The organism is Paenalcaligenes sp. DL 463 (genome assembly GCF_057475185.1).
In genome coordinates this window covers 878,688-899,977 of record NZ_JBYBKX010000001.1, presented here as the reverse complement: position 1 = coordinate 899,977, position 21,290 = coordinate 878,688, and the positions used below count along the sequence as shown (strand labels likewise).

18 protein-coding genes are annotated in these 21,290 nt (G+C 50.8%); 9 read left to right on the top strand and 9 right to left on the bottom strand.

Going from position 1 to position 21,290, the window contains the following annotated elements; all coding sequences use genetic code 11:
• Positions 1-11: 11 nt before the first annotated feature.
• From AC2UZI_RS04130 to AC2UZI_RS04095, 8 genes are all read right to left on the bottom strand, one after another.
• Positions 12-2,327 carry a glycosyltransferase gene (locus tag AC2UZI_RS04130; protein WP_486942553.1) on the bottom strand — a complete coding sequence of 772 codons (2,316 nt, stop codon included), beginning with the start codon at positions 2,325-2,327 and terminating at the stop codon, positions 12-14.
• Positions 2,324-3,454: a glycosyltransferase family 4 protein gene (locus AC2UZI_RS04125; protein WP_486942552.1), complete on the bottom strand. Its 1,131-nt coding sequence runs from the start codon at positions 3,452-3,454 to the stop codon at positions 2,324-2,326. Before AC2UZI_RS04125 ends, AC2UZI_RS04130 begins: the two co-directional genes overlap by 4 nt.
• Positions 3,455-3,483: 29 nt before the next feature.
• Complete coding sequence (locus AC2UZI_RS04120; protein ID WP_486942551.1) at positions 3,484-4,605, bottom strand: glycosyltransferase family 4 protein; 1,122 nt, start codon at positions 4,603-4,605, stop codon at positions 3,484-3,486.
• Positions 4,606-4,614: 9 nt separating this feature from the next.
• A complete protein-coding gene (gene murJ, locus AC2UZI_RS04115) occupies positions 4,615-5,994 on the bottom strand; it encodes a murein biosynthesis integral membrane protein MurJ (protein ID WP_486942550.1) in 1,380 nt (459 codons plus the stop codon).
• A complete protein-coding gene (locus AC2UZI_RS04110) occupies positions 5,991-7,016 on the bottom strand; it encodes an SDR family oxidoreductase (protein WP_486942549.1) in 1,026 nt (341 codons plus the stop codon). The genes murJ and AC2UZI_RS04110 overlap by 4 nt, the downstream gene beginning before the upstream one ends.
• Before the next feature lie 14 nt (positions 7,017-7,030).
• Positions 7,031-8,323, bottom strand: a complete 1,293-nt coding sequence (gene tviB, locus AC2UZI_RS04105; protein ID WP_486942548.1) for a Vi polysaccharide biosynthesis UDP-N-acetylglucosamine C-6 dehydrogenase TviB — start codon at positions 8,321-8,323, stop codon at positions 7,031-7,033.
• 19 nt (positions 8,324-8,342) lie between these two features.
• Positions 8,343-9,467: an MraY family glycosyltransferase gene (locus AC2UZI_RS04100; protein WP_486943710.1), complete on the bottom strand. Its 1,125-nt coding sequence runs from the start codon at positions 9,465-9,467 to the stop codon at positions 8,343-8,345.
• 205 nt (positions 9,468-9,672) lie between these two features.
• Entirely contained in the window at positions 9,673-10,620 is a 948-nt protein-coding gene (locus AC2UZI_RS04095) for a LysR substrate-binding domain-containing protein (protein ID WP_486942547.1), read from the bottom strand.
• Between the two features lie 257 nt (positions 10,621-10,877).
• Between AC2UZI_RS04095 and uraD the strand changes: the two genes are divergently transcribed.
• The 6 genes from uraD (at position 10,878) to AC2UZI_RS04065 (ending at position 16,473) form a co-directional block, all read left to right on the top strand.
• A complete protein-coding gene (uraD, locus tag AC2UZI_RS04090) occupies positions 10,878-11,408 on the top strand; it encodes a 2-oxo-4-hydroxy-4-carboxy-5-ureidoimidazoline decarboxylase (protein ID WP_486942546.1) in 531 nt (176 codons plus the stop codon).
• Between the two features lie 179 nt (positions 11,409-11,587).
• Positions 11,588-12,949 (top strand): 8-oxoguanine deaminase, encoded by a 1,362-nt coding sequence (locus AC2UZI_RS04085; protein WP_486942545.1) that lies wholly within the window; start codon positions 11,588-11,590, stop codon positions 12,947-12,949.
• A gap of 24 nt (positions 12,950-12,973) precedes the next feature.
• Complete coding sequence (locus AC2UZI_RS04080) at positions 12,974-13,486, top strand: ureidoglycolate lyase (RefSeq protein ID WP_486942544.1); 513 nt, start codon at positions 12,974-12,976, stop codon at positions 13,484-13,486.
• Complete coding sequence (locus AC2UZI_RS04075) at positions 13,483-14,277, top strand: class II aldolase/adducin family protein (RefSeq protein ID WP_486942543.1); 795 nt, start codon at positions 13,483-13,485, stop codon at positions 14,275-14,277. Before AC2UZI_RS04080 ends, AC2UZI_RS04075 begins: the two co-directional genes overlap by 4 nt.
• 25 nt (positions 14,278-14,302) lie before the next feature.
• Positions 14,303-14,488 carry a 4-oxalocrotonate tautomerase gene (locus AC2UZI_RS04070; RefSeq protein WP_486942542.1) on the top strand — a complete coding sequence of 62 codons (186 nt, stop codon included), beginning with the start codon at positions 14,303-14,305 and terminating at the stop codon, positions 14,486-14,488.
• A 551-nt stretch (positions 14,489-15,039) separates the two neighbouring features.
• Positions 15,040-16,473: a nucleobase:cation symporter-2 family protein gene (locus AC2UZI_RS04065; RefSeq protein WP_486942541.1), complete on the top strand. Its 1,434-nt coding sequence runs from the start codon at positions 15,040-15,042 to the stop codon at positions 16,471-16,473.
• A 126-nt stretch (positions 16,474-16,599) separates the two neighbouring features.
• On the opposite strand, the gene AC2UZI_RS04060 is transcribed toward AC2UZI_RS04065, so the two are convergent.
• Positions 16,600-17,517: a LysR family transcriptional regulator gene (locus tag AC2UZI_RS04060; protein WP_486942540.1), complete on the bottom strand. Its 918-nt coding sequence runs from the start codon at positions 17,515-17,517 to the stop codon at positions 16,600-16,602.
• Between the two features lie 113 nt (positions 17,518-17,630).
• Between AC2UZI_RS04060 and gcl the strand changes: the two genes are divergently transcribed.
• Genes gcl through AC2UZI_RS04045 form a run of 3 tightly spaced genes read left to right on the top strand, consistent with a single transcriptional unit; the run spans position 17,631 to position 21,147 of the window.
• The gene (gene gcl / locus AC2UZI_RS04055) at positions 17,631-19,412 is read left to right on the top strand and encodes a glyoxylate carboligase (RefSeq protein ID WP_486942539.1); all 1,782 of its coding nucleotides are present in this window, start codon (positions 17,631-17,633) and stop codon (positions 19,410-19,412) included.
• A 26-nt stretch (positions 19,413-19,438) separates the two neighbouring features.
• Positions 19,439-20,218, top strand: coding sequence for a hydroxypyruvate isomerase (hyi, locus tag AC2UZI_RS04050; protein ID WP_486942538.1), 780 nt, complete (start codon positions 19,439-19,441; stop codon positions 20,216-20,218).
• 44 nt (positions 20,219-20,262) lie between these two features.
• Positions 20,263-21,147, top strand: a complete 885-nt coding sequence (locus AC2UZI_RS04045) for a 2-hydroxy-3-oxopropionate reductase (protein WP_486942537.1) — start codon at positions 20,263-20,265, stop codon at positions 21,145-21,147.
• The last annotated feature ends 143 nt before the right edge of the window (positions 21,148-21,290 follow it).

Sequence of the window (21,290 nt, the reverse complement as noted above, 5' to 3'; positions counted from 1 at the left end):
GGCACTTTATTTTAAGGCCGCCCACCGCTTAGAAAGTCGTACAGCGCAATGTGTTGCTGAACAATTTTCTTAATATCAAAGGCTTGCTCAGCCAATCTACGCCCTGCGGCACCCATCTGAGTTCTAAGCGCTTGGTCTTCGGCAAGCCGTTGCACGGCTTGTGCTAAGGCTGTGGCGTCTCGAGCCGGAACCAATAGCCCCGTCTGATCAGCCTCAATGGCATCTCGGCACCCAGGCACATCGGTTGTCACCACAGCAACCCCAGCTGCCGCCGCCTCAACCAATGATTTAGGCAGCCCCTCTCGGTACGACGGCAAGACCGCGATATGCGACTGCGCATAAAGCCCCGCCACATCATCACTTTCCCCTAACCACTGAATAAAGCCGTTATCGTGCCAACCTTGCACTTCCTCCTGCGTAATACTGGCGGGGTTACCGGGATCAGGGCTGCCTGCTAAACGCCAAACCATGCGGCTCGGGTGTTTGGCGCTTAATCGCGCTGCTTGCACAAACTCTCGAACGCCTTTGTCTATTAATAACCTAGACACCATCAGTACCACGACGGGTGGCACTGGCTCGTTAGCCGCAGTGGAAAACCGACTGAGATCCACCCCTGAACCCCGTATAAGAACGGCTTGCTCGGGTTGAACCACCTTAGCTTCAATCAAAACATCACGATCACTTTCATTTTGAAAGATCACTCTGCTACGCCGATGGCCTAATGCAAGACGATACATCTGTATGGCCATACGCCTTGTCATGCCCGCATCTTGTTGGGTAAAGATATAACCAAGGCCCGACACCGCAGCAAGATAAGCCGGCACCCTCGCCATGCGAGCAGCGATGCCACCATACAGTACCGGCTTAATCGTAACGGCATGCACAACATTGGGCCGTATACGTTTAAACAAACGATACAACGACCAAAGCGTGTTAAGTTCTTGCAGCGGATTTTTACCGCTACGTGTCATCGGAATAACATGATGCGCCAGCCCTAACTCGACAATGGTGCTTACCGCTGCGCCCGCCATCGTGGCGACATGCACCTCATACCCCTGCCGCTTAGCTTCTAGCGCAATCTCCACTCGGTGAGACAAAAAGAAAGCGGGATTATTCACCACCATCAATAAGCGCTTAGCCCCTTGCGCTCGTGCGACGGACACATGGGATTCGGACGAATGGGTAGCCTGCCAAAGCTGATCATAATTATCGACCATCGTTGATAAGCCAAATAAACGAGTAACGCGTTCACGCCCTTTACGCCGCCGCTCGCTGTCTTCCACGCTGTGCAGCTTATCAAGCACCGAAATGATGCCTTGCGCTAGGGCCGCCGCATTTCGAGGAGGCACCACAACGCCTTGCTCGCCCACAATCAATGCGGCATCGCCTACATCAGTGACCACGCAAGCGACCTCCGTCGCCATGGCCTCGCAAACCACATTTGGAAAGCCTTCGGCATTACTCGATAGCACGTGCACATCCAAGGCTGTCATCAACCTAGGCACATCATCACGGCGCCCCAACAGCATCACATTGCTCTCGAGCTTGAACTGTTTGATTAAATCCATTAAGGCTGCGTTGCTGGTATCGAGACCATGCCCAATCAGCACACACTGTGCCTCAGGATAGCGCTTTACCACCTTAGCAAAAGCCCCCAACAAATTAGCGTGATCTTTTAACGGGTTCCACCGAGCCACCGCGCCGATCAGCACCGTAGCATCCGAGACGCCAAGCTCATGACGAATGTCCGCCCTTAGCGCTGGGTCAGCTTTCCATTGATCGAACTCATAGCCATTGGGAATCACCTGAAACTTGGAGGCATCGTACCCCCACTGTTTATGTCGACGAGCGGCGTTCTCTGCGCAAGACACAATGCTGCTCGGCACCCGCTTCGATAGCCGCGCACAGACCCACGCCACAACACGAGACTTCAGGCTACTGCGGTGCAAGTGTTCTCCCGAGTTTCGTATGCACCACACCACATTCTTGATGCCCACAGAGCGGGCAATAATTCCACCCACCAAATCCGAGTGATACATCCATGTTTGCACCACACCAGGCTGTAACGACTTAAGTAAGCGACGCAAGGCCAACACGCCACGAATAAAAGCCAACGGTCCTTTCATGCCTAAGCAATGCACTGGAACGCCAGCATCCGTTAGCTTAGGTCCGAACACATCCGCATCGCCAAGCGAAATCACCACATTGTGATGACGCTGAGTTGGGGCCGTGACAAGGCGGTACAAGACAGTCTCGGCACCACCTTGACCCAATCCGGAAATAATATGAACAACGGTCAGAGGCGCTACGTCAGAATCGGACATCATGGCTCCTGATGTGGGGCTTGAGTTAGGGCACCCACTTCGTTAAAAATGTCATCCCACTTTGCAAGCACAGTGGAAATGGCGTAACGCGAGCGTACAGACTGTGAGGCTCGTTGACCCATTACCCCGCGTAAACGCGCATCATCCATTAATTCGCCCAAAGCTTCCTGTAACGCAGCAGGATCAGCAAGCGGAACCAGCTTCGCATCTTGACCCTGGCGCGTCATTTCCGCAGGGCCACTAGGGCAATCCACGCTTACACATGCTAAACCTAAGGCCATCGCTTCCAACAAAGCATTCGGAAAACCTTCGTAATGAGAGCTCAATACAAAAATCTGTGCTTTATTCAGCTCGTGCCACGGGTGCTCGGTTCGCCCTGCCAAGTGGATGCGATCTTTGAAACCCACGAGTTCAGCCTTGCGCTCTAGCTCTGGACGCAAAGGCCCTTCACCGTAGATGTACAACTGCCAGTTCGGCCGAGAGGGTGCAAGCTCGGCGAAAGCGGAAATCAATTCACTGAAGCCTTTTGCAGGCACCAACCTGCCCATCGCCACGATGCGCGCAGCGGACTCTTGCTCTACCGACACAACTCGCTGAACATGCAGTAGCTCGTCCGGCAAAGGGTTCGGCACCACAGCCAAATCGCCCAAGGAAGGCTCAAGCCTTTTAAAGTCGCTGACACTCGCCTCAGTTTGCACCGCCACCTTTGCCGCCCATCCATAGGTTTTACGGCGTAGCCAACGTAAAATACGGCCCGCACTTTGACTAAACGCAGGATTGGTTCGCTCACACACCACGATGGGCACATTAATACCGCGACTACCCAACAAAACCATCACGTTCACATTCGTTAAAAAGGAAACCGCCACATCAGGCTGCTCGGTTTTTAGTACACGTCGAATGGCTAACCATTTTCGCAGAGGCTTTGGCAACGGCCAGCGGGCAAACTCCGCATTCAACCAGCGTTGCTTAACGCGATCACTCAAGGGGTAAAAGCTCGTTTTTGACGCTAAGTGCGTCGGTACAAGTACCACCTCTTCCCCGCGCTCGGCCCAGGCATTCACCAATGTGGCCGCAACACGCTCAGCGCCGCCTGCATTCATAGAGCCTACGAAAAGTACGATCTTCATCTGCTACGCCCTCAGAGTAAGCCTTAAGGTCAACGTTTTATTGGCGATACGGGTTGACGAAGCAGTTGCTCCCATTGCGCCATAATGCGTGTCGCCGAAAAGCGGTCTCTGACATCAATCGCTCGGCGACCCAGCGCCACTCGTTTTAACGGATGAGCCATTAAGTCAGAAAGGTGAGCCGCCAAAGCCTCGTGATCTTCAGCAGGAGAAACCAACACCCCATCGAGTCCGGAACGGATAATCTCACGTGGGCCGGTCTCGCAATCAAAAGCCACTACCGCCAAACCACATGCCATGGCCTCAAGTAAGGTGTTCGATAAGCCTTCCGTACGTGAACTTAAAACATAAAGGTCAGACTGCTCGTACCAATCGCTCATGTTCCCTACTCGGCCAACTAAGGAGATGCGATCCGTTAATGAAAGCTCATCGATTTGAGCCTGCAGTTTTTCACGCTCGGCGCCTTCGCCCACTATCACTAAATCCCACGCCGGAAAATAGGTGGATAATAAGGAAAACGCGTTAATCAGCACATCAAAGCCCTTAACCGGATGCAGACGCCCCACCGCCAGTAAACGAAAGCGACCTTTGCGCTCGGGCGGCAGTACCTCTGGCTCGGTTGAAACCAGGGGCCACCTTACCGAATTAGGGATCACTGTTACCTTAGCGCCGGGAGTGTGTTCGTTTAACCACTCTGCTGTACCGGAGGTCAAAGCCACCACCGCATGTGCCCGCGGGTACGCCCAACGACGCAATTTCTGCCAGACTTCTGGAAGCTTTTGAACGGGCGGATGAGTGTGCTCCGTTGCAATCACTTTGCACGCTAAATTTTTAGCTGCGGTCACACTTAATACAGAAGAGGTTGTCATCATGCCTAGAACGCAATCAGGCCGATGACGCTTAAATAACCCGCGTAATTTACGCACCCTATGCCAGTTCGCCAAGACGCCACGCCACCCACCGCCCGAATCACCTGCGGTACCAAGCTCATAGCGGGTCACCCCCTCTGCCACGAGATAGGCATCGGTATCTTTTGTGTCTTGAGTGACCAATGACACCGCGTGGCCCAACTTTAGCCAATAGGCGGCCAAGTCAACCGCAACTCGTTCTGCTCCACCCCCAGCCAAAGAGTGAATAACAATCATAATATGCATGGTTTATGTCTACGACTTCTGTGTGTTGGTGCTACTGGCCGCGTCACTCCGTAGTGGAGTCTTAGACAATGCAGCCAAAAAATAACAAATAAACGAGGTGGTATACATCAGGCTCGTCGCGAGCATAATACCTTGTACACCCATTTTAGGTGCTAACCAGATATTCATCGCTGCTTTCACCGCAAAGTTCAACACAGCGATTGAGGCCATTAAGGTATAGCGACCTTGGCTTGCCAGCAACTGCACTAAAATAAGCACGCCAAAATAAAAGGGAAGCTGAAACAGACCCCACCGTAATACACTGGCTACCCGAGCCGTGTCCTCGGCTGTAAAAGCGCCTCGCTCGTACAGTATGGCAACACCCCAAGGGGCTAACCATAGGGCCAAAAGCGAAACCGCCATCCCGACACCAACCATGATCAATGACCAACGCAGTGCGATGCTTCGGGCTCGGTGACGATCTCCACGGCTATTGACATCAGCAAGCACGGGCAAGGCCGCACGCCCTACCGACGCCGCACCCACCCCCAACATCAAGGAAATGAAACGGCTGGCATAGCCTAAGGTGGCGTTCGCGTTATCGCCTAAATTTGCCGCTGAATATTGATCGATAGGGCCGACAAAGCTCATAGCCACTTGCCCAATCAACATGATGCTGGCTGCCGTTAGCAGCGCTGGCCACTGTTCGGACTGAAAGCCGGGCTTAGGTAGCACAACGACTTGATCCGCGCGTTGCGCCAAACCATACAACCAAACACACTGCACCACATAGCCAACAAGCGTCCCCCACAGCAAAGGGCCCACTTGAGCGTCAGGCGCTGCCAGCAACACCCATATTAATATCGAAAAAGCAGGAACACTGTCGAGTAAGGTATTAATATGGCGCTCGTGCGCACGTAATCGCGCCGCGCTAATTCCCGTTACTAACGTCAGTAATGCCGCAGGCGCAAAAGCCGAGATCAACTGGGTACTCATTTGTTGGGCCGCAGGACTTAGCCCAGAGCCCATGACGCTAACCACCCAAGGCCAACTGAACCAAATCAGCGCAACCAATAACGCCCCTAGCATTAGGGCTGCGGCCACCAGCTCGTTAAGAAAACGATGACGTATTGCCGTATCTTGGTAACGCGCTTGCACTAAGACGGGGATGAGTACCACTGACAACACCCCCACCAGTGTTACCGGCAGCCAATTCGCCATCACCATGGTGAACTGGTAGGCATCAACCACATCGCTAATTCCATAGCGATAGGCCACGGCCATTTCTTTGAAAGCCCCAGCAGCTTTACCTAAGAGTAAAAAAAATGCTACGCGCATCGCCCCTCGGGCGATGCGCTGGTGATCGGAATGCACCGATTTCAAGCGTTGTTTTATTTTTTTGACGCTCAAGCTAAGAACCGTAAATACCAAGGCATGGCTTGCGCTAAGCCCTGTTCAATCGTATAGGTGGCATCGTAACCCAGTAGCTGATTGGCTTTTTTGACATCAGCCTGCGAGTGCCGCACATCACCCGCTCTAAACTCGCCATGAATCGGGTCTAACTGATACGTGACGCCATTACGCGCGAGCTCGGCCTTCAAATAATCAAAAAGCTGATTCAGGCTGGTTCTTGCATTGACCGCAACGTTATAGACCTGCGCGGTCGCTTCGCCTTGCGCCAGTGCCGCCAAAATATTGGCTTGAATCACGTTATCGATATAACAAAAGTCACGGCTGGTCTCGCCATCACCGTTAATTGTGATTTGCTCACCCGCCACCATCGTCGAGATCCACTTAGGGATCACAGCAGCATAAGCACCGTTCGGATCTTGGCGTCGGCCAAACACGTTGAAGTAACGTAAGCCCACGCTATTAAAGTCATAGGCACGTTTAAAAACATCGGCATACAACTCATTCACGTACTTAGTCACGGCGTACGGCGACAGGGGCTTGCCGATCACGTCTTCAACTTTAGGCAGCCCTGGGTGATCGCCATAAGTAGAGCTAGAGGCCGCGTAGACATAACCGCTAACCTTCGCGTCGCGTGCGGCCACCATCATGTTTAGCGCACCACTAATGTTCACGTCATTGGTCGTTAAGGGGTCGTTTAGCGAGCGAGGGACAGACCCGAGTGCCGCCTGATGCAACACATAATCCACCCCTGAGCACGCTTTTTGGCAATCATCGGCCTTGCGAATATCACCCTCGATAAAACGGAAATTTGCCCATTTATCAGGCCCCACCGATGCGGCCACCTCGTCTAAATTGTGCTGATGTCCAGTGGCAAAGTTATCCAACCCCACCACGTTCTGGTCATTCTCAAGTAATGCCTCAAGCAAATTAGAGCCAATAAAACCAGCACACCCCGTCACCAACCATGTTTTAGGTTGTTGACGAAGTTGCGCGAAGGCCTGATTCAATGCACTGCTCATACCTTACCTTTTCCTTACAGTCTGAGATCAGACTCGCCGTTTGCAAACACATACTTCAAGTCGTAGAGCACGTGTTGCGCTCGACCCAACTTACGAATAGCTTCAGCGCCCATTTCAGCAAACTGCTCATGAGCCACCGCCAGCACCATCGCATCATAGGCATCGGGCTTCAACTCTGAAATAACGTCAATACCATATTCACGCTTGGCCTCGTCAGCATCAACCCACGGGTCGTACACATCCACATTCACATCGTAATCAGCAAGCTCGTGAATAATATCGACCACTCGTGTGTTACGTAAATCGGGGCAGTTCTCTTTAAACGTCAAGCCCATCACCAGCACCTTAGCGCCTTGAACCTGAATACGCTTCTTCGTCATCGCCTTCACTAACTGGGATGCCACGTAACCGCCCATCGAGTCATTCAAACGGCGACCGGCCAGAATAATTTCTGGGTGATAACCAATGGACTGCGCTTTATGCGTGAGGTAATACGGATCCACACCAATGCAATGCCCACCGACAAGACCTGGGCGGAAAGGGAGAAAATTCCACTTGGTTCCCGCTGCTTCCAAGACATCCAGAGTATCGATGTCCAGCTTATTAAAGATCAGTGCCAGCTCATTGATCAGAGCAATGTTGACGTCACGTTGCGTGTTTTCAATTACTTTAGCTGCTTCTGCTACGCGTATTGATGCGGCCTTATGCGTACCCGCCGTGATAATTTCCTGATAAAGCGCGTTAATAAGATCAGCGATTTCAGGCGTCGAGCCGGAGGTCACTTTACGAATATTTGGTAATCGATGCGTTTTATCGCCAGGGTTAATACGTTCGGGGCTGTACCCAGCAAAAAAGTCCTCATTAAAACGCAAGCCTGACACCTGTTCGAGCACCGGCACACACTCTTCTTCGGTGGCACCAGGGTAAACGGTGGATTCATAAATCACCACATCACCACGCTTCAAAACCTTAGCAATGGTTTCACTGGCGCGGATCAGGGGGGTTAAGTCAGGCTGCTTATACTCATCGATTGGCGTGGGAACGGTGACAATAAACACGTTCGCCTCGGCCAACTCAGCGGAATCATGGGTGTAGCGCAGATGCGTCGCTTGTTTTAACTCTTCTGGCTCGACCTCAAGTGTGTGGTCCTCGCCTTGCTTCAGTTCGTTGATGCGTCGGCTATTAATATCAAAGCCAATGACAGATCGCTTTTTTCCAAACTCTACGGCCAAAGGTAGACCCACATAGCCCAAACCAATAACAGCGAGCTTAATATCTTTCACTTGCAACGTAACTCTCCCAAGCATCGATAACAATGCAAAAAAACTACCGTTTACGACGGGCGCGCCGCACTGACGGCAGCAGCAACCAAGCCGGCCTACGCCAACGCACTAAACGCGTGTATAACCAGACATAACTAAAAGAAAACACCACTATGCTTGCACAGAGTATCCACGCGTTATTCCACCAAATCGTCGCCGGAATCAAACCAACGAGTGCTAAGCCCCATAAGTAAGGGGATGCCATCGCATTCGACATGGGCGGTACATAGCGCTTATTCGACGCCACCACGCTGACTCTAACCATTCGTCTGAAAATCAGTTGATGTAAATGCAACGCATCAGGCTGGTCCACTGGGACCCCTCGCTTAAATTTACGCCGCCAAATTGAAAACAAGGTTTCAAACACCGGATAAAACAATACGGCTAACGCATAAAACGGCGATACGCTTGGATTACGTACCACCAGCTGCACCGCCAGCTCGGCCAACATGAACCCTAAAAAATATGCGCCCCCATCCCCCAGAAAGACGCGTCCAAAAGGGAAGTTCCACGCCAAGAAACCCAATGTCGCCGAAGCCAATGCCGAAGCAATAAGAAAAATTGGATAATCTTGTACCTGCCACGCTACTAACGCCAATGAAATTGCCATCAGCGTAGCAATCATTCCCGCTAGACCATTAATGCCGTCGATAATGTTCAGGGCATGCGTACAGCCCCCAACCGCAATCATGGTAAACAATAACGATACAGGCCAATACGCCAGTATCCAATCAGCCCACGACACGCCGACTCTGGACACTCCTCCCAACAGCCACCAAGCAATTGCAGCCGACAAAAAAGCGGCAAGCAATCGCTTCATCGAGCCCACATCTTTCGTAATGTCTTCAACTAAGCCTGCCACAAACACAGGAAGAGCAGCCACGAACAAGACGGGCCACAGCCACGTCAAGGTCATATTGCTAGGTCCCAAAACTAACAAACCAGCGAGGGAGCCCGCAAGAATAGCCAAGCCCCCCACTCGAGGTGCAGGACGCAAATGAGTCGCTTGGGGCTTAGACATGTCGCTGTCACCCGTAAGCTTTCCATGCCAGCGCTCAGAAACCACAATTAAGCCACCAACAAAGAAGGCAACAGCGCAAATAGAAAGAAGAGTGAGAGGGTCCCACATTTGAGGCGAATACACTAAATACTCAGTTAACAGTAAAGCAATCGTTATTATCGGACGAACATGTAACAACCGGAGCATTGCTCTCGATACACATGCAACAAAAAAACACCGCCCTTCTTTTTTTTGTACGCCATGCCCCCGTAAAAGCAGCTAGGTAAAAAGAAGAGCGGCAATGATATCCTGAGTACGCCGAGAACGGCAAAAGCTAGGCTTCAACAGAGGTGGATGTTAATGCCATGCCACACTCGCTAAGCAGGCGTCTTAACCACCTATGGCTAGGTGAGTGTCGGTTTCGTTCGTGCCACAACTGATAAAACCGCATAGCGGGAAACTCGATCGGGGCCTCAATAATAGCCAAGGGCAAAAGCTTAACGTAATACTCGGCGAAATGACGCGTTGTGGTGAAAACCAAATCTGTGTTCTGTAACAAATACGGCGCCATGGCAAACGACTGCACCAAGACACGCTCTTCTCGACGTATACGTAAACCCGATAATGCGGTGTCAATAACACCTCGTTGATTAATCGAGTAAGGCATCGGCACGACATGACGCGCTTTCGTGTAATCATCAAGTGTGATCTGCCCCTTTCGTACAAGCGGATGATTGGCTGACACCAAACAGACAATCTGATCCTCAAGCAAAATAGACAAATGCATACGATCTGGTGGCTCTGGCCAGTTTCCGATCACCAAATCCAGCTCACCTTCGGCCAGTGAGCGCTCGAAGTCGAAGTTCGAATCTAATGAATGCAGGTTCAGTGTGGCCTCAGGCGCGTCTCGTCGCAATCGTTCAATAACGTTACCCACGAAGACAGGAGCCAGATAATCAGGAGAACCGATATGGAACTCGCTACGGCTAACCAAGGGGTCAAAGCTATCCTCAGTATTAACCATGCAATCAATTTCAGCCAACGCCCCTTTAGCATGTGCCAACAGCGCAATCGCACGCTCAGTAGGCACCATGCCACCCTTTTCACGCACCAATAACGGATCGCCAATGATATCGCGCAAGCGGCGTAATGCAGCGCTAATGGCAGGCTGCGACTGATTCATTTTAAAAGCAGTGCGAGAAACACTTCGTTCTGTCACTAATAAGCAAAATACTCTTAATAAATAAGTATCTAGCGGGTTATCTCCTCGTCTTGCCGCCATCGACATCCTCCAAAAAGCGCGATTGTCACTCTAAAATCATTCCGTTTATGGAATACGTAATGACATATATCAGTTATACGCGTAATTCTATTTTATTTATGGGCAGAATACTTAAACTGGATACAGATAAAACATACCAACTAAAAGACTGCACCGGCTTTATACTTAATAACACGCTTATTTTGTATAGAGACTGAGCCAATGCAGCCTAGCCATGGATTAACACTCTTTACAAACTACACCGGACTATCTTCATAATGACACAAACACTTAACCCGGAGACGACTGTTGCTCAGTTATCAGAACAGTCCCAAGAGCAATTCGTTAGTACCTTAGACGGCATATTCGAACATTCCCCCTGGGTTGCCGAACGCGCATGGACCAAACGCCCTTTTGCTTCGGTTGATGCGTTGTTCAACGCCATGTTTCAAACCGTTGAGCAAGCCAGTCACCAAGAACAGCTTGATCTAATTTGTGCTCACCCCGAGTTAGCAGGCAAAGAGGCTGAAGCAGGCACTTTAACCAAAGAATCCACAGGCGAACAAAAAGGGGCCGGTCTTGACCAGTGCACTCCTGATGAGCTTGAGCGCTTACGACAGCTTAACGCCAGCTACCGCGAAAAGTTCGGCTTCCCTTTCGTGATTGCTGTTAAAGGCCTCACACGCCATGAAATCATGGACAAGGTAGACGCTCGCCTGAACAACAGCACCGAAGACGAATTCCGCACTTGTCTTCAAGAAATCGGTAAAATTGCCCGTTTTAGACTGGACGCTCAGTTTGACGCCTAGTTTTTAGTAATGTTGTAGGCATAGTAGCTGTCTATTCATTGCCCCTCAAGGGCGACAACGATGTCGTCCTTGATTACACGCCGGTACGCGTATCAGTCCATTGGTTCTTCACACACTGTAACCGATGACTGAAAACTCTTTTTGCTCAGGCATCGGCTTATTCTGCACGAGGTCTTGCCATGGCGAAAACGTTATTAAAAAACATCCATACCCTAGCCACCATGAATGATACCCGCGACGAACTCAACGACGCGGCTGTTGTTATTAATAACAACATCATTGAATACGTGGGTAGTACTCAAGGGGCTGAGCACATTGATGTCGATCACACCATTGATCTCAGCAATCATGTGGTCTTACCGGGGTTAGTCAACACCCACCACCACATGTATCAAACCTTAACTCGAGCTGTGCCCAAGGCCCAAGATGCCGAGTTATTTGGTTGGTTAAAAACGCTATACCCTATCTGGGAACGCATCACCCCAAACATGCTTTACGCGTCCACGCGTACAGCAATGGCCGAACTTTTACTCAGTGGTTGCACCACAACTTCTGACCACTTGTACCTCTTCCCTAACGGCAGCACACTCGATCACACCATCGAAGCCGCTAACGAGATGGGCATGCGATTTCACGCAAGTCGCGGCGCCATGAGCCTAGGGGAAAGCGACGGCGGTTTACCACCAGACTCCGTCGTCGAAGATGAAGACCACATTTTGCGTGACATGCAGCGTCTCGTCGAACGCTACCACGACGCTAGCCACGCCTCTATGCTACGTATCGTCTTAGCCCCCTGCTCGCCTTTCTCGGTGTCGCAAGACTTAATGCGAGAAACCGCCAAGCTGGCACGCGAGCTAAAAGTATCTCTGCACACACACTTGGCCGAGAACCAAAACGACATTGCTTATTCTCGAGAAAAATTCAATCGTACACCGGCCGAATACGTCGAAGAGCTCGGTTGGATCGGTCCGGATGTTTGGCACGCGCACTGTGTACACTTAGATGACGCTGGCATTCAGCTTTTCGGTCGCACCAAAACGGGTATCGCCCATTGCCCTTGTTCCAATATGCGTTTGGGTTCAGGGATCGCTCCTATCCGAAAGATGATTGACCACAACGTACCGATAGGGCTTGGCGTAGACGGAAGCGCATCGAACGATGGTAGCAACATGATTAATGAGGCCAGACAAGCCATGCTACTGCAACGCGTCGCGCAACAAGACCCACGACATTTTTCAGCGCGTGAAGCCTTATGGGTTGCTACCCGTGGTGGGGCCGATGTCTTAAATCGCGACGATATCGGGCAGCTCAGTCCTAACTATGCTGCTGACTTAATCGCGTTCGATCTCGACCAACTTAGTTTTACCGGTGCACTGCACGACCCCATTGCCGCAGCCGTATTCTGTGCCAGTGCCTCCGTTTCATATAGTATTGTAAACGGCAAAATATTAATTCAAGAGGGGCAGCTTACACAAAGCGACTTGCCGCAAATTGTGCGCGCCCATAACTCGTTAAGCTCTGAGCTGTTAACCAGCTCATGATTTACCATTACAAAGGATGAGTACATGACCATCACTCTAAAACTAGAAACATTAACCCGAGAGGCTTTTGCTCAGTTCGGGGATGTTATCGAAGCGTCAGATGACGTTCAGCATTTCACCATTAACGACGGCAACACCGAGCGTTATCATGATCTAGCTAACATCGATCCTGGTGAGGATGGCCAAGCAATTGTCTCCATTTTCCGTGGCAAGCCCCGTACGCTACCTTTTGAAGTCACAATGATGGAGCGCCACCCCAAGGCCAGTCAGGCCTTTATCCCCACCTCTGGGCAGCCTTACCTTGTGGTCGTTGCTCCAGCAGGTGACGCTCCTAAAGCAGACGAACTACGTCTCTTCTTGGCGCGCGGCGACCAAGGGGTCAACTACGCAACGGGCGTGTGGCACCATCCCTTATTGGGTTTAGAGCAAGTGGTGGATTTCATTGTCATCGACCGCAAAGGCCCTGGAGATAACTGTGATGTTATCGATCTTGATCAAAGCGCTATCATCGCTGAACTGGAGCAAGCTGCCGTATGATGTTCCCTTCTGATCCACGCTTAGACCCAAGCAGCACGCTATACGCCGCCCGCCCGTCGACAGTGAGTCAAGAAGAATGGCAAGCGCGGGTTGATCTCGCAGCCTGTTATCGCTTAGCTGTGCAGCACGGCTGGGATGATCAGGTTTACACGCATATTTCTCTGCGTGTGCCGGATCGCGACGATGCCTATTTAATGAACCCCTATGGCCTTCGATTTGAAGAAATCACTGCCTCGAACCTGCTATTGGTTAACACCAGTGGAGAGGTCATTGATGGCACCGGACGCCGAGGCAATCCCACTGGGTTCGCTATACACGGAGCCGTACACGGGGCACGTGCCGATGCCCATTGCGTGATGCATTTGCATAACGACGCGGTCATTTCTGTCTCAGCACTGGAAGAAGGCTTGCTGCCCATGTCGCAACACGCCATGCGATTTTGGAAGCACATTTCGTACCACAACTATGAAGGTCTTGCCTTAAGCGCCGCCGAGCAAGAGCGACTACTTTCCGCTTTAGGTAGCAACCACGCGATGTTGCTGCGTAACCATGGGTCTCTTACCTGTGGACGCACCGTAGCCGAGGCATACACGTTAATGTTCGACCTAGACAAGTCATGTAAAACGCAATTAGCCGCCATGGCCGCCTCTACAAACATCGTGTTACCCGCCCCCGAGGTACTCGAAGTGACGCAAGCCCGTCTCTCATTAGGCCCCAAACCGAGTGGTGAACTTGAGTGGGCTGCGCTACTGCGCAAACTGCTGCGCGAAGAGCCTGACTTTGCTACCTAATTAATTTAACCATAAGGAAATCGTTATGCCATCCATTACAGTTAAGCTTTTTGAAGGCCGCACGGTTGAAAAAAAACGTGAACTGGCACAAGTGCTAACCGCTGAATCTTGCCGCGTTTTGGGCTGCTCGCCCGAAGCCGTCGATATCGTCTTTGTAGACGTCAAACGCGAAGACTGGGCAACCGCTGGCGTGTTGTGGTCTGATCAGTAACGCATAAGGCTGCAACCCAGCCTAACTGCACTGCAAAACCCCCTCGTTGTTCAATCAACGAGGGGGTTTTCTTTTGTCATCTTCTCTAAGCCGCGCCCATCCTACTATCCACGAGCAGAAACACCTTTTTCACACACCACTTATCGAGCTCATATCATAAATAGCTGATATCTACTATTAGGTTATTACCTCAGAGATGTACTACGCGGTCATCTTCACCGTTCTGCACCGCAAAGCGTATTAAGCAAGCCACCATCTGATGCGACTTCACGCAAACTCAATTTTCATGCTTTTACAATATACGTATTTCATTATGTCCCTTATGCACCTAAAGATGCTTCCAGTAATAATGCTCATCCGATAACGTTATAGCCGTACGCTGCCAAATGCTGTCGTGAAGCACTCTCTTGGATGCATGTCCACCTTCCCAAGATGGCCCATCCAGCTTTTACTCTCACGCACATGGCCGATTCCCCCGACTGGGTTCTATCCCGTCTTTCGTTGCGTAGATTGTCATGGAATCGATACCGTATTAACTAGGAGACTAAAAAATGTCAGAAACTACGACGGCAACGTCGACCCTGCCAGGCAGCAGCGTTGATGAAGTCTTGCCAATGGGCCGTTTGTCCACCTTAGGCCTGCAGCATGTCATGGTGATGTATGCAGGTGCCGTTGCCGTGCCCCTCATTATTGGTGACGCACTTGGCCTAACAAAAGAACAAATCACGATACTGATTAACGCTGACCTACTGTGCTGCGGACTCATCACCTTGATACAGGCGTGGGGCGTGGGTATTTTTGGAATACGTTTACCTGTGATGATGGGTGTATCGTTTGCCGCTGTCACCCCCATGATTGCTATTGGTACCAACCCCGAACTCGGTCTGACCGGTATTTTTGGTGCTTGTATTCTGGCTGGTTTGTTTAGCATTCTTATTTCACCCGTATTTAGCAGGCTTATGGGTCTGTTTCCCCCTGTAGTCACCGGTACCATCATCACCGTGATTGGCGTCACATTGATGCGTGTGGGTTTAGACTGGGTAGGTGGTGGTAGACCCATGATCCCTAACGAAGCGGGACAAATGGTAGCGAACCCTGAATACGGAACGTTAGAAAACCTAGCCATCGCTTTCACCGTGCTCGTGATTATTCTGCTTATCACTAAGTACGCCAAAGGCTTCTTATCCAATGTGGCCGTACTGATTGGCTTGGCTGCCGGCTTTCTCATTTCTCTAGCATTAGGCCGCATCAGCTTTGAAGGAATTAACGAAGCATCATGGGTAGCCGTGGTGACTCCTTTTCACTTTGGTCTACCTACGTTCAATTTTGGGGCTGCCGCTGTAATTTCATTAATCATGATTGTCATCATGGTCGAATCACTGGGTATGTTTATTGCGCTAGGCGAAATTTGCGAAAGACCACCTACCCGTAAAGACTTAGTTCGTGGGCTACGCACCGATGGCTTGGGCACCTTAGTAGGCGGAATTCTGAACACCTTCCCACATAGCTCTTTCTCACAAAACGTGGGTTTGGTTAGCGTCACAGGCGTACGTAGCCGCTGGGTCTGCGTGATGGGCGGGTTCTTTTTAATCGCTTTGGGCCTTTTTCCAAAAATGGCTTTTGTGGTCGCATCCATTCCCCTTTACGTCTTAGGGGGTGCAGGGATTGTGATGTTTGGCATGGTGGCGTCCACCGGAATCAAGATTCTATTGTCAGCCGACCTAAATCAAAATCGACACAACCCATACATTATCGCCATCAGTCTGGGCTTTGGCATGATTCCTTTGGTCGCAGAACAACTGTTTCATCAGTTGCCACCCGCACTAGAGCCCTTGCTACATAGCGGAATTCTGTTAGCTGCAGTCTCGGCCATTACTCTGAACTTGTTTTTCAATGGTATGAGCTACACGGCTAAAAAGAAACCAGCAGCATCCACGCTAAACCATAGCGACGCAGAGCAGAACCTCGCTACGAATCAGCACTAATAAACACCTATACACGCTATATACGAAAAAAAGCCGCAATTTGATTTGCGGCTTTTTGCGTTCTGACTCAGTCGATACTTATTCTGTCGACTACACCACCCTGCTCGAGAGCGATTTAGGCAAAGCCTACAGTTTGGCCTCCCCTTCCCAATAGCCCGGCTTATTGTAAATATTACGTAGGTAATCAATAAAGCGTCGAACCTTCGCGGGCAAATAACGCTGTTGCTGATAGACCGCCTGGATGTCATAACTAGGAAGCGCATAATCATCTAAAACAGTCACTAACTCACCTCGTTTTAGCTCGGCCTGAATCTCCCACGTAGAACGCCAACCGATGCCCCAACCTTGCTTGACCCAGCCATACAACAACTCGCCATCATTACAATCAAGATCACCATCTACGCGCACTGCGAAAGGCTTACCGTCCCGCATAAAGGTCCAACCTCGCTGTTGCCCACCCTGCAAATTAAAGGCCAAGCAGTTATGTCGTGATAAGTCTTCGGGGACACGCGGTATCCCGTAACGATCAAAATAAGCGGGGGTTCCACACACCACCCGATGATTCTGAAACAGCCTAACTGCCACATAGTTAGGATCGGTAACTTCACCAATGCGAATCGCCATGTCGTAGCCCTCGCGCACGAGATCTACCACGCTATCCGTAAAGTTAAATGAGACTTTTAGCTCGGGATAACGCTCTTTAAATTGCAAAGCATGGGGTGCCACATGTTGGCGCCCAAAGGCGGCGGGCGCTGACACCACTAAATGCCCACGAACCACTCTACGCTGTGCGCTAATTCCGGCCTCAGCCTCATCAAAATCCTTAAGTATCTGGCGACACTGTTCTAAAAACTGCTCACCAAGATCCGTTAAGGTTAATCCTCGTGTTGACCGGTGCATCAGACGTACACCCAAGCGTTTCTCAAGCGCATCTAAGCGGCGCCCCATGACAACGGGGGTTACCCCCTCAACAACGGATGCGGCGGCAAAACTGCCTTTTTCGGCAACCAAGGCAAAACTTCTAATTTCTGTATATCGGCTCATTCAATACTCCAAGTATCGATAGAAGCAATGCTATCACTATTTCTAGCTAGGCTTTCACTCTTTATCATGAATACAACTACTTTCAGTTAGATTCGATACCCTAGGAGACTTGAATGGCCCGAATGAGAGCTATTGACGCCGCGGCTGCTGTACTACGCGCTGAAGGCGTATCTACCGTTTTTGGTGTGCCCGGTGCTGCCATTAACCCACTGTACTCTGCCATGAAAAAAGATGGTGGCTTCAATCACATTCTGGCGCGCCACGTCGAGGGTGCTTCACACATGGCTGAAGGCTATACCCGCGCCACGCCAGGAAACATCGGTGTTTGTATCGGTACGTCAGGCCCAGCCGGCACCGACATGATCACCGGCTTGTACTCGGCATCTGCGGACTCTATCCCAATGCTCTGTATCACGGGCCAAGCACCACGCGCTCGTTTATACAAAGAAGACTTCCAAGCGGTTGATATCGAATCCATCGCAAAGCCTGTCACCAAATGGGCCGTAACCGTACGCGAACCTGCTTTAGTACCTTACGTGTTTCAACAAGCGTTTCACGTAATGCGCTCAGGCCGTCCAGGTCCTGTGCTAATCGACTTACCCCTTGATGTACAGTTAGCCGAAATCGAATTCGATATCGACACCTACGTACCACTCGAAGTATACCGTCCAAGCGCCACTCGCGAGCAGGCCGCTAAAGCGATCGAAATGCTAAATGCTGCCGAGCGCCCCCTGATTGTTTCCGGTGGTGGCGTTATTAACGCTAATGCCAGCGAAAAACTACAAGAGTTCGCCGAGCTTACCGGTGTGCCGGTTATTCCTACCCTAATGGGCTGGGGCACAATACCCGACGACCACCCACTCATGGCGGGTATGGCGGGTCTACAAACCGCGCATCGTTACGGCAATGCCACGGTACTCGCTTCCGACTTTGTTATCGGTATTGGTAACCGCTGGGCAAACCGCCACACAGGTTCTATCGAAGAGTACACCAAAGGCCGTAAATTTGTGCACATCGATATCGAGCCCACCCAGATTGGCCGCGTGTTTGGTCCTGACTTCGGTATCGTATCCGATGCTGGCGTTGCACTGGATCTGCTCATTGATGTTGCCAAAGAACTTAAAGCCGCTGGTAAGCTAAAAGAACGTTCGGCATGGGCTGAAGAATGCCAAGAGCGCAAACGCACCATGCAGCGTAAAACACACTACGATAACGTGCCGATGAAACCACAGCGCGTCTATCAAGAAATGAATAAAGTGTTCGGTCGCAACACGCGCTACGTCAGCACCATTGGCTTGTCGCAAATTGCTGCAGCACAGTTCCTGCACGTGTACGAGCCACGCAACTGGATCAACTGCGGCCAGGCTGGCCCATTGGGCTGGACAATTCCTGCAGCACTGGGTGTGGTTGCTGCCGATCCTACAGCAGAAGTTGTTGCTATCTCAGGCGACTACGACTTCCAGTTCATGGTCGAAGAGCTCGCCGTCGGCGCACAGTTCAAGCTACCTTACATTCAAGTTCTTGTTAACAACGCCTACCTAGGTCTAATTCGTCAAGCACAACGTGGCTTTGACATGGATTATTGCGTACAGTTAGCGTTTGATAACATCAATGCACCTGAAACTGAAGGCTACGGCGTGGATCACATCACCGTTGCTGAAGGTTTGGGCGTAAAAGCCATCCGTGTGCATTCCCCTGATCAAATTCAACCCGCTTTCGAGCAAGCTCGTCAGTGGATTAAAGAATTCCAAGTGCCAGTTGTGGTCGAGCTAATCCTCGAGCGCGTAACCAACATCTCGATGGGTACAGAGTTGTTTAACGTGAACGAATTCGAAGAGCTAGCCATTTCCGCTACGGATGCGCCTACCGCAACCCTGCCACTGCCCACCGAATAATTTGCGTTTTATCTAGGAGCTTTACTATGCCAAAATTCGCCGCCAATCTGACTATGCTGTTTAACGAAGTCGATTTTTTAGAGCGTTTTCAAGCCGCTGCCGATGCAGGCTTTAAAGGTGTTGAATACCTCTTCCCTTACGATTTCGATAAAAACACATTGGCAGAATTGCTGCAAAAGCACGGTCTTACGCAGGTACTACACAACCTGCCCGCCGGCGATTGGGCGGGCGGCGAGCGAGGCATCGCCTGCCTACCAGATCGTGTGGATGAATTCCAAGAAGGTGTGGGCCGCGCTATCGAATACGCGACAGCACTTAATTGCAAACAAGTTAACTGCTTGGCAGGCATCACACCAACCGGTGTTGATGCAGATAAAGTGAAACAAGTTTTCGTCGATAACTTACGTTTCGCCGCCGACAAACTTAAAGACGCGGGTCTACGTTTACTTGTAGAGCCCATCAACACTTTTGATATTCCAGGCTTTTACCTCAATCGCACCGAACAAGCGGCTTCATTGCTTGACGAAGTCGGTTCAGACAACCTCTTTATCCAATACGACATCTACCATGCACAACGCATGGAAGGCGAATTGGCTAACACGATCAAAAAACACCTGCCGCGCATTGCGCACATTCAACTTGCCGACAACCCGGGCCGTAACGAACCTGGCACAGGTGAGATCAACTACGAGTGGCTGTTCAAATACATCGACAGCACTTCTTACGATGGCTGGATCGGCTGCGAATACAAGCCTGCAGGTGCAACAAAAGATGGTCTAGGTTGGATTAAAGCCCTAGCTAACTAAAAAACGTACTTCTATTTTCGTCATTCAGTACTGGAGAATTAATCATGGCAAAAGTTGGATTTATTGGTTTAGGTATCATGGGTGCGCCCATGGCAGTCAACCTTGTTAAAGGCGGTCACGAGCTCTACACCTACACACAAGGCGATACACCTAAAAGTGTTATCGAAGCCGGTGTAACGGTTTGCGAAAACTCAACCGAAGTGGCTAAGCAAGCCGACATCATCATCACAATGGTACCTGACACCCCTCACGTGGAAGACGTGTTGTTCAGTGATACAGGCGTGGCTGCTGGTCTTAGCAAAGGCAAAATCGTCGTCGACATGAGCTCGATCTCGCCTGTTGCAACTAAAGAGTTCGCGAAAAAAATCACTGACCTTGGTGCCGAATACCTCGATGCTCCGGTTTCCGGCGGCGAAGTCGGCGCTAAAGCCGCTTCGTTAACCATCATGGTTGGTGGTAAAGACGAGGTTTTCGAAACCGTGAAGCCTTTGTTCGAGCTCATGGGCAAGAACATCACTTTGGTTGGCGGTTACGGCGACGGTCAGATCACTAAAGTGGCTAACCAAATCATCGTAGCGCTTAACATTGAAGCCGTTGGCGAAGCGCTGTTGCTCGCTGCTAAGGCCGGAGCAAACCCCGCTAAAGTACGCGATGCGCTAATGGGCGGCTTTGCTAACTCACGCGTACTCGAAGTTCATGGCGAGCGTATGGTTAAACGTACCTTTGATCCAGGCTTCCGTATCGAGTTACACCAGAAAGACTTGAACCTCGCTCTGACTACAGCGCGTCAGGTCGGTGTTTCCTTACCTAACACGGCTACCGCACAAGAGTTATTCAACTCATGCGCCGCCAATGGTGGGGCAGCATGGGATCACTCCGCTATGGTGCGTGCACTAGAGATTATGGCTAATTACGAAATCGGCCAATAAGCTTCAGTCACAGAAAAAGCGGGCCTTAGCCCGCTTTTTTTCCCTAATAAGTTAAGGCTCGCTTCCCTTACGTGGGCAACACGCCAATAATAAGAAATCTGCGTGTTTTGAATTCTATCAATACCGCCAGATCAACTCGTATC

Bases quoted from the DNA above. Each gene is read 5' to 3' on its own strand.
- AC2UZI_RS04065 (WP_486942541.1), top strand. From the start codon at position 15,040: ATGTCAGAAACTACGACGGCAACGTCGACCCTGCCAGGCAGCAGCGTT.
- AC2UZI_RS04060 (WP_486942540.1), bottom strand. From the start codon at position 17,517: ATGAGCCGATATACAGAAATTAGAAGTTTTGCCTTGGTTGCCGAAAAA.
- AC2UZI_RS04075 (WP_486942543.1), top strand. From the start codon at position 13,483: ATGATGTTCCCTTCTGATCCACGCTTAGACCCAAGCAGCACGCTATAC.
- gcl (WP_486942539.1), top strand. From the start codon at position 17,631: ATGGCCCGAATGAGAGCTATTGACGCCGCGGCTGCTGTACTACGCGCT.
- AC2UZI_RS04095 (WP_486942547.1), bottom strand. From the start codon at position 10,620: ATGGCGGCAAGACGAGGAGATAACCCGCTAGATACTTATTTATTAAGA.
- AC2UZI_RS04130 (WP_486942553.1), bottom strand. From the start codon at position 2,327: ATGATGTCCGATTCTGACGTAGCGCCTCTGACCGTTGTTCATATTATT.
- AC2UZI_RS04100 (WP_486943710.1), bottom strand. From the start codon at position 9,467: ATGTGGGACCCTCTCACTCTTCTTTCTATTTGCGCTGTTGCCTTCTTT.
- AC2UZI_RS04045 (WP_486942537.1), top strand. From the start codon at position 20,263: ATGGCAAAAGTTGGATTTATTGGTTTAGGTATCATGGGTGCGCCCATG.
- AC2UZI_RS04085 (WP_486942545.1), top strand. From the start codon at position 11,588: ATGGCGAAAACGTTATTAAAAAACATCCATACCCTAGCCACCATGAAT.
- tviB (WP_486942548.1), bottom strand. From the start codon at position 8,323: ATGCTTGGGAGAGTTACGTTGCAAGTGAAAGATATTAAGCTCGCTGTT.
- hyi (WP_486942538.1), top strand. From the start codon at position 19,439: ATGCCAAAATTCGCCGCCAATCTGACTATGCTGTTTAACGAAGTCGAT.
- AC2UZI_RS04125 (WP_486942552.1), bottom strand. From the start codon at position 3,454: ATGAAGATCGTACTTTTCGTAGGCTCTATGAATGCAGGCGGCGCTGAG.
- AC2UZI_RS04080 (WP_486942544.1), top strand. From the start codon at position 12,974: ATGACCATCACTCTAAAACTAGAAACATTAACCCGAGAGGCTTTTGCT.
- AC2UZI_RS04120 (WP_486942551.1), bottom strand. From the start codon at position 4,605: ATGCATATTATGATTGTTATTCACTCTTTGGCTGGGGGTGGAGCAGAA.
- AC2UZI_RS04070 (WP_486942542.1), top strand. From the start codon at position 14,303: ATGCCATCCATTACAGTTAAGCTTTTTGAAGGCCGCACGGTTGAAAAA.
- uraD (WP_486942546.1), top strand. From the start codon at position 10,878: ATGACACAAACACTTAACCCGGAGACGACTGTTGCTCAGTTATCAGAA.
- AC2UZI_RS04110 (WP_486942549.1), bottom strand. From the start codon at position 7,016: ATGAGCAGTGCATTGAATCAGGCCTTCGCGCAACTTCGTCAACAACCT.